Genomic DNA, 7,946 nt, shown 5'->3' with positions numbered 1-7,946 from the left:
TCAATGTGCATTGGGACATGGCAGAGGACGGCATGCCCAAACCCCATGCGCATGTCATGCTGACCATGCGCGCGGTAGACGAAAACGGCTTCGGCCAGAAGGTGCGGGACTGGAACCGCACGGAAATGGTCGAGCGCTGGCGCGAACGTTGGGCCGAATTTGCCAATGAGCGCATGGCCGAACTCGACATAGACGCGCGCATCGACCATCGCAGCCTTGAAGCGCAGGGCATCGCGCTTGAGCCGCAAAGCCAGATCGGCGCGCCTGCGCATCGGATCGAGGATCAGGGGACCGAAGCCGACCGCGCCGAATTGCACCGCGAGATCGCGCGCGGCAATGGCGAACGCATCATCGCTGATCCCGACCTGGCGCTGGATGCGATCACGCATCAGCAATCGACGTTCACGCGCCGCGACATGGCAAAGTTCGCGCACCGGCACAGCCACGGGATCGATCAGTTCAACGAAGTGATGGATGCAATAGGAAACGCGCCCGACCTGGTCGAACTCGGCAAGGATTCTCGCGGCGTGGATCGCTTCACCACCCGCCAGATGATCGAGGCCGAACAGCGGCTGCACCACGCGGCGGAAATGATGGCCGAGAGGGAACGCCATGAGGTAAGCGATACCGACAGGCAGGCGGCATTGGCCCGAGCGGAAGCGCGCGGACTTGTGCTGTCGGGTGAGCAGGCCGACGCGCTGGCGCATATCACGGACGGGCGCGATCTGGGGATCGTTGTCGGCTATGCCGGAACCGGCAAGAGCGCCATGCTGGGCGTAGCGCGGGAGGCATGGGAAGCGGCGGGCTATCAGGTCAGGGGCGCTGCACTTTCCGGCATCGCGGCCGAAAATCTCGAAAGCGGATCGGGCATCGCCTCGTTCACCATCGCCAGCATGGAACATGGTTGGGGACATGACCGGGATATGCTCACCACGCACGATGTTCTGGTGGTCGACGAGGCGGGCATGGTCGGCACGCGCCAGTTGGAGCGGGTGCTGTCCCATGCTGCCGAGGCCGGAGCGAAGGTCGTGCTGGTCGGCGATCCGCAGCAGTTGCAAGCAATAGAGGCGGGCGCGGCCTTCCGCTCGATCCACGACCGTCATGGCGGTGCAGAAATCGAAACCGTGCGCCGCCAGCGTGAGGACTGGCAGCGGGACGCCACGCGCGATCTGGCGACCGGCAGGGCCGGCGCTGCGATCAATGCCTATGATGCCCATGGCATGTTGCATGAGGCCCAGACGCGCGAACAGGCACGCGGCGATCTGGTCGAGCGATGGGACCGCGACCGGCAGGAAGCGCCCGACGAAAGTCGCATCATCCTCACCCAAACCAATGACGAGGTGCGCGCGCTCAACGAAGCCGCGCGGGAACGGATGCGGGTGGCGGGCGACCTCGGTGATGATGTGCGGATCACGGTCGAGCGCGGCGAACGGAGCTTCGCCAGCGGGGACCGCGTCATGTTCCTCCAAAACGAACGCGGCCTTGGCGTGAAGAACGGCACGCTCGCCGCCATCGAAGAGGTCAGCACGCAATCCATGTCGGTGCGCACCGACGACGGCCGCTCCGTGCGCTTCGACCTCAAGGACTACGACCGCATCGACCATGGCTATGCGGCGACCATCCACAAGGCTCAAGGCATGACCGTGGACCACACCCATGTGCTGGCGACGCCTGGCCTGGACGCCCATGGCAGCTATGTCGCCCTGTCGCGGCACCGTGACGGCATGGATCTGCATTATGGCCGCGACGACTTTGCTACACAGGGCCGGCTCGTCCGCACTTTGTCGCGCGACCGGGCAAAGGACATGGCGTCGGATTACAGGCAGATCGATCCGGTGCAAGGCTATGCCGAGCGACGAGGCATTACCTTCCGTGAGCGTGTCGCCGAGATCGTCAAAAGGGTCGTCCCGGAGAAGCTGCGCGACAGGATCGGCGGCGTATTCGACGGCCTGCGCCAGCCCGTATCGCTTGGCCCGGATGGAGGGAAGCCGGAACGGGAAAGCGCCGGAAAGGAGACGCGGCGCGACAGCAAAACACCTGCGGGAGAGGCTTCCGAGGATCACGAGGCAACGCTGCGCCACGCCCGAACCGACGCCCTCAAACGTCATGCCCGCGCCGTGGACGCCGTATTCAGCATCGAAGACGCTGGCGGCAAGGCTGACCCGGCGCAGATGCGCGAACTGTCCGATGCCCGCAAAGCCTTCGAGGAGGTGCGCCCGCATGGCTGGCGCGATGCCGAGGCGGCCTACGTCAAAGACCCCGACCTTGCCCGCGAGGCTGGCGCTGGCCGGGTCAACCGCGCTATCCGCGCCCTCCAGCTTGAAGCCGAACTGCGCACCGATCCAGGCCGCCGCGCCGACCGCTTCGTGGAGCGCTGGCAAAAGCTCGACCAAACCAGCCAACGGCAGTATCAGGCTGGCGACATGTCCGGCTACCTGGCTACGCGGTCGGCGATGGGCGACATGGCCAAAAGCCTCGGACGCGATCCACAGCTTGAATCCCTCCTAGCCAACCGCAAAGCTGATCTTGGCATCCAGTTCGAATCGGGCCGCCGTTTCGGCGCGGCACTCGCTTTCACGCACGGCCTCGGACTCGGTAGGGGGCGAGGCATCGGAATCTAGACCCCGTCCGATTTACCGCCGTTTCCACGTCACCCTACGACGCTACAGCGATCCCTCTTGCGCGTCCGTATCGGTCCGCCCTGTCTGGTCTCGACAGTTGTCAGAAATAACCGGCAGGAGGCAGGCCATGCGCGAACCAGACCGTATCATTCGGCTCAAAACCGTCCTTGTCCGGACCGGGCTGTCGCGGTCCACCATCTATCGCAAGATCGCCGAGGGCACCTTCCCGGCTCAGATCAGGATCAGCGTCAACGGCGCGGGCTGGCATGAATCCGACATCAACAGATGGATCACTGATCCCTTCAGATGGCGGCCAAAGAATGAGTCCAAACTCGATGACTGATCGCGCAGCTTAGGCCGAAGTGCAAGTAGTCGTGGTAGTGCGAAAATGGCCTAATCCACCAAGGGACTGCCGCGATATGGCCGCTTTGCGCCCCATGTCGGTCGCTGAAAGGGCGGTAGTGTCACCCTACGAGCGGACATTCAAGCGAGCAGGCGGGTGCATGTTGACTCCCAGCCCGGGGCTTATCCCGGCGGTACCTTACTTCCCAAACAGACGGGAGAAGAAGCCACGCTTCGCTGGTTTCTGTATGTCACGGGGCGGTTGGACCTGGCTGCTTTGCTTAAACGGCTCTTTCCAGTCGACCGGTTGCGCCACAACAGACTTGGCCAACACCTGCGCCGCAGGCCTTGATGAGATTGCCGAAGATCGGGGTTGTTCACCTTTGCCACCCATGATGGGGATCTCGATCGCCTCCTTGGCACGTGTAACGGCGACGTAGAACAGCCTTAGTTCCGCAGCGTCCTCCCGCTCTTTTTTGGCCTTTTCCGCGGGAGTGCGTGCCTCTCGGGTCTTCAGGAAGTCGTCCATAAGTCGAACATTCTTCCATTCCCGCCCCTTGGCCTTGTGCGCTGTTGAGATGACGATCTCGGCCACGTCCTCGCTGACGGTTTGGTTGATAGCCCACAGCAGACGCTTCTCGCCCTTACTCTGAACTAGATTGACAAACATGGTCAGGTGTTCGCCCTCGGTGGTCTTGGCGAAATCGACTACCGACTCCCAATTGGTGAAACCGAAGAAATCGGCGACGTCTGTTGGACGACCCTCCTTCAAGTCTCGCACTCCCCACAGCAACTCCTTGATGTCCTTGTTGTCACCAACGAGATGCGGCTTGCGACCTTCGTCGAGGCATTGGATTAACGCCGTCATGACGTTCGCGTTGGTCCTCGCAAGAATGGCGTTGGGATTGCAGTTCCGACCCAGCTCCGCATGGCAGGATTGCCGGCAAGCGGCACGCTCTCGCCCAGCCGCTGCAGGATGCGTGACGCTTCGCTGGCGATCTCGGGACCGAACCGGAACGACTGGGTCAGGCTAACAGTGGCATCGGTCTCGATAGCTTCCATCGCGTTCACCGCGCCACGCCATTCGTATATCTGCTGGTAGCGGTCACCAACGTAGACAAGCTGGGCGCTTTGCCGCCGCAGTACGTCTAGCACGACGGGATTGGTGTCCTGCGCCTCATCGAGGAGTATGTAGTCGGCTGCGATTTGCGGCTTAGATAGTCCCCAAAGCTTCAGAAAACCGTCAAACCCTAGCGGGATTGCGTCCTTTGGGTCGCACATGCGTTGCCATACATGCTTAGCAGTGTTGCACGCAAATTCGTTCACTGCTTTTAGTGTATCTTCACTGGCGGTCAGCAGCGATCCGTGACGAGGCACGTGCGCGTTAGAGATTTCCTCGTCCCCACTATGGGCGAACTGCTTGACCGCCTGCTGGATCAAATAGGCCTGTGAGACTGTCTGTAGGGAATGATCACGGTCGACCCGCCAAGTCTTCTTGAATCCGAGAACCTCCGCGAGTTGTTTCGCGCTGACCTTCCCGGCGAACTTATCCTTGGTTTGCTTATAGTCTGAGTGCAGCGACTTCAGCGCTAGGCTGTGTGTCGTCGAGCAATTTACAGTCGGAGGAAATTTCTCACGGGCGTCCCCGACAATCGCCTTGTTGAAGGCGATGTACTGGCCATGGCTCCGAGTCGCGTGGGCAAGGAACTGCAGCGTTGAGGTTTTCCCTGTGCCCGCATAAGCATTGATTCGGAGCGAGCCACCGGACAGGAAAGCGTCGATTGCCTGTTGCTGCTCCGCGGTGGGTTTGCGATTCCCGGATTTCGCTGCGACCTTGTTGTGTACCTTGATGGGCCGCTTCCCAGAAATCTGGGGGCTTCGGTCGAAGAGGTCTGTCTGCTTGACATCCAATGCGGATTTCGCACGGGCCAAAAGCCTCCCGGCCCGAGCTGTTGACCTAATTCCGGCTTCATCCACCACGGCTTTGACAGCCTTGGTATCACCACTTGCCGTGGCTTTTTCCAGTATCGCCTCAAGCTGGTCGATGCTCAACGGCCTAAAGGGTCGCCTCATTCCAAATCCCCCAGATCAATTTCGCGCCCATAAGCCGGCCGAAGTCAAGCTCGAGGGCGCGGCGCCGAGCGGGTATAGATCTGAGCGGCGCTATACTTGGGTATTGCCGGTTGACTGAAATAACCCATCATTGACAGCAACCTCCCGGCGGTAACCTTATAATAAGATGGTAGGCGATTCAGAAACCTTGACTGCCGCGCCATCGTTGGACGGCGCGGCAGCGGATTTTGCCGAAATAGCGCCACTTCAGCCAAGTCCTACAATGCTCTCACCAACGCAGGTGCAGAGCGGGCCGCCAATCGAGCCTCTGGTCCGCATCGTCATCTACGACCCGGCGCAATGGGAGACCTTCATCGACGAGTGGGTCTCGTCCCTCAAAACCAAGTACCAAAAGGTCCTGCGTTATACCGGCGCGAACGATCGCGGCATCGATGTCGCCGGGTTCGAAGACATGAATTATCTGCAAGGCGTCTGGGACAACTACCAGTGCAAACACTACCGCGACGCCATCACGCCCGGGACGGCGTGGCCCGAAATCGGCAAGATGCTCTGGTATTCATTTCGCCGCGAGTTTGCGCCGCCGCGTGCCTACTACTTCGTCGCGCCGCGCGGCACCGGAACGACGCTCATGTAGAAAACATGCGTCCCGATCTTCGTGGAACAGACCAGCTTGGTCTCCGTGAGCCAGCGCATATGTAAGCTGACCGATTCCTGTGTGATACCGAGCCGGTTGCAAATCATCTTGTTTGTCAGGCCGGTCTGCCGAGCGTCTGGAACCTCAGGAAAATACAGTTCTGGCCAGTTCAGGTAGTCCAAGATTTTGAGCCTGCTCTCGGAAGCCAGCGCCTTGATGATTCGTGCGTCCACCGTCGACCTCCATCAGCTACGTTCTGATGGGCGGCGATATCCTCAACCAGACAACTATCGACAACGGCTAAAGGTGGGGCAGATTTTGCGGAATCGTGTCCGGACGCAGCAGGCCCACAACACGACGAATGGCAGCGTATTCCGGTTTGTTGCACCTTTCGTCAGAACCATACCGGCAGATACGACACTTCATCAGTCGGTGTTGGATAGGTTCGCCTATCTGAAGTGCTTCAGTATGTGCTGAGGCCCTATCGCCCCGAAGGACTGCGGCATCACGAGAAGGTCAAACAGTTTTACGAGCCCGGCCAGCCGGCAGACGGGTGACAAAGTTCTTGACTGTTTCAGCATGAAACTGCTTGCCGGTTGGGCTTGTCGCACAGGTCTCATTCAGCCGGCGAGCTATCTCTGAGTACGACATTGTCGGCCATCCAGCAGGCAGGAAGCTTTCTATGTGGTTGGCAAATGCAATGGCACTTTTTCGGTTTGCTTCGGCCAAGACCGTCCCATTCCGACCAAGGATCGTTCCTCTGCGCTTCGCTTGGGCAAGGGCTGCTCTCGTTCGCTCAGATATCAACCGCCGCTCTTCCTGTGCTAGGGCGGCAAAAATGTGCAGCTGGAAGTCGGTCGCATGGGCATTTCAGCGACGACCAGCTGAACGCCCTTTTCCATCATAGTGGCGATGAAGCTGACACGACGCGAGAAGCGGTCGAGGCGAGCAATCAACAGCGATGCTCCCGCCTTTTTTGACGCAACCATCGCTTTTGCCAGTTCAGATCTCTGATCGTTCCTGCCAGATTCCACCTCAACGAACTCTGCGACCAGCGACCCATTGGCCACGACAAACTGCCGAACCATTTGCTGCTGAGCCTCTAAGCCGAGCCCGGATCGCGCCTGTTTTTTGGTCGAGACGCGATAATAGCCGACGTATTTCATAGACGAAGACGTCGGAGATTATTCGCTCCAGATCAACGGCGGCTTGATCGCGAACATAGCACCTGTGCTCGCCATAGGTGAGCCAATGACGGCGAGTGAGCTAACAAGGTGTCGGAGGTTAGCAGCAGCTATGATGATCGTGACGACAACGTTTTCGTGCGTTCCTGAGCGCTGTGACGATGCATGCTGAGATACTCGTCGTGGCGCATGTTGAGTCCTGTCACTGGGAAACCCTCCAGGTTAGGCGCGCTTGCTCCAAATGTGTAGTCGACAAATTTGCCGCGTTCATCCACGTCCCGTCCGCATTCAGGCTGATGAGGCCTTTGTCGAAGGCAGCATTGAAGGCGGGGGACAACAGGAGGTCATGAAGGGGTCCAGCTTCTCTACATCGCTTGCGGCTGCCCATGGGTGAATGTGAGACGCAACAAGCAGGTCCAGGATATCTAGCCCGTTGCGCAGCCTTTCCGCCCCATAAGGCAATGAGGCTCTTTCGGAATTGTCCTTGGCCAACACGAGCCTGAATTATTGCCGTGCGTAGGTGGCCGCAGATTTACCGGCAAAGTCAGAGCTTTGATCGATCGAGCTCTCGATCCCTCGGTCTAGCCATCCAGGGCGCTCAATGTCGCGGATCGCAGCAATACGGTCGAATAGCGCAACGCCATCGATATCCCTTATGCGTGTCAGGGTAGATTCGGGCTCCGCGACCTTTGCCGTTCTCTTGATTCAGAAGGGGGCTATGTTTCACCCGCTCCAGAAACAGTCCGACAGTCAGCTCATCCCGCGACCTGGACCGGTCGAAGAGGATGAATGTGGTCCATCCCAAATTGTGCCACTTGCCCTCTGGGAATCCTGCTGGCTTTGGGCTGTCTGGGATTGCGTTCGTCGAACGATCACGAGCCCTTCGATGCTCCCATCGCGAGCGAGAACGATGAACTCGCCCAAACGAACCTCTTGGATATTGGACCAGTGCCACTGAGGAGCGGCGAACGATCCGTCTGACGAACTGTTCTATTAGGGCACCACAACGCTTCGGGTACGCCTCCGGCGAAGGCCGCCTTGCGCGAGCGTGGCAGGATAGCGAGGCTGCGCTCTTAAGGTCGTCCTTACGAG

8 protein-coding genes are annotated in these 7,946 nt (G+C 59.7%); 3 read left to right on the top strand and 5 right to left on the bottom strand.

Annotated elements, in window-relative coordinates; all coding sequences use genetic code 11:
• Both traA and AC0L25_RS31850 read left to right on the top strand, forming a co-directional pair.
• A partial coding sequence (traA, locus tag AC0L25_RS31855) for a Ti-type conjugative transfer relaxase TraA (RefSeq protein WP_473599096.1) occupies positions 1–2,621 on the top strand: 2,621 nt, incomplete at its 5' end.
• A 127-nt stretch (positions 2,622–2,748) separates the two neighbouring features.
• Positions 2,749–2,964: a helix-turn-helix transcriptional regulator gene (locus tag AC0L25_RS31850; protein ID WP_473599095.1), complete on the top strand. Its 216-nt coding sequence runs from the start codon at positions 2,749–2,751 to the stop codon at positions 2,962–2,964.
• A 198-nt stretch (positions 2,965–3,162) separates the two neighbouring features.
• Here AC0L25_RS31850 and AC0L25_RS31845 read toward each other — a convergent pair whose 3' ends face one another.
• Positions 3,163–3,831 (bottom strand): 3'-5' exonuclease, encoded by a 669-nt coding sequence (locus AC0L25_RS31845; RefSeq protein WP_473599094.1) that lies wholly within the window; start codon positions 3,829–3,831, stop codon positions 3,163–3,165.
• Positions 3,828–5,015, bottom strand: a complete 1,188-nt coding sequence (locus tag AC0L25_RS31840; RefSeq protein ID WP_473599093.1) for a UvrD-helicase domain-containing protein — start codon at positions 5,013–5,015, stop codon at positions 3,828–3,830. Before AC0L25_RS31840 ends, AC0L25_RS31845 begins: the two co-directional genes overlap by 4 nt.
• 208 nt (positions 5,016–5,223) lie before the next feature.
• On the opposite strand from AC0L25_RS31840, the gene AC0L25_RS31835 reads away from it, so the two are divergent.
• Positions 5,224–5,670 (top strand): hypothetical protein, encoded by a 447-nt coding sequence (locus tag AC0L25_RS31835; RefSeq protein WP_473599092.1) that lies wholly within the window; start codon positions 5,224–5,226, stop codon positions 5,668–5,670.
• Here AC0L25_RS31835 and AC0L25_RS31830 read toward each other — a convergent pair.
• The 3 genes from AC0L25_RS31830 to AC0L25_RS31820 form a co-directional block, all read right to left on the bottom strand.
• Positions 5,628–5,903, bottom strand: coding sequence for an ArsR/SmtB family transcription factor (locus AC0L25_RS31830; RefSeq protein ID WP_473599091.1), 276 nt, complete (start codon positions 5,901–5,903; stop codon positions 5,628–5,630). The two genes, AC0L25_RS31835 and AC0L25_RS31830, sit on opposite strands and share 43 nt — an antisense overlap.
• Before the next feature lie 283 nt (positions 5,904–6,186).
• Positions 6,187–6,510: a recombinase family protein gene (locus tag AC0L25_RS31825; protein WP_473599097.1), complete on the bottom strand. Its 324-nt coding sequence runs from the start codon at positions 6,508–6,510 to the stop codon at positions 6,187–6,189.
• Entirely contained in the window at positions 6,495–6,836 is a 342-nt protein-coding gene (locus AC0L25_RS31820; protein WP_473599090.1) for a recombinase family protein, read from the bottom strand. The genes AC0L25_RS31825 and AC0L25_RS31820 overlap by 16 nt, the downstream gene beginning before the upstream one ends.
• Positions 6,837–7,946 lie beyond the last annotated feature (1,110 nt).

This window comes from Mesorhizobium sp. WSM4813, from assembly GCF_055811555.1.
This window is presented reverse-complemented; position numbering and strand designations above follow the sequence as displayed.

Coding starts and splice junctions, on each gene's coding strand:
- AC0L25_RS31845 (WP_473599094.1), bottom strand. CDS start 3,831: ATGACGGCGTTAATCCAATGCCTCGACGAAGGTCGCAAGCCGCATCTC.
- AC0L25_RS31820 (WP_473599090.1), bottom strand. CDS start 6,836: ATGAAATACGTCGGCTATTATCGCGTCTCGACCAAAAAACAGGCGCGA.
- AC0L25_RS31850 (WP_473599095.1), top strand. CDS start 2,749: ATGCGCGAACCAGACCGTATCATTCGGCTCAAAACCGTCCTTGTCCGG.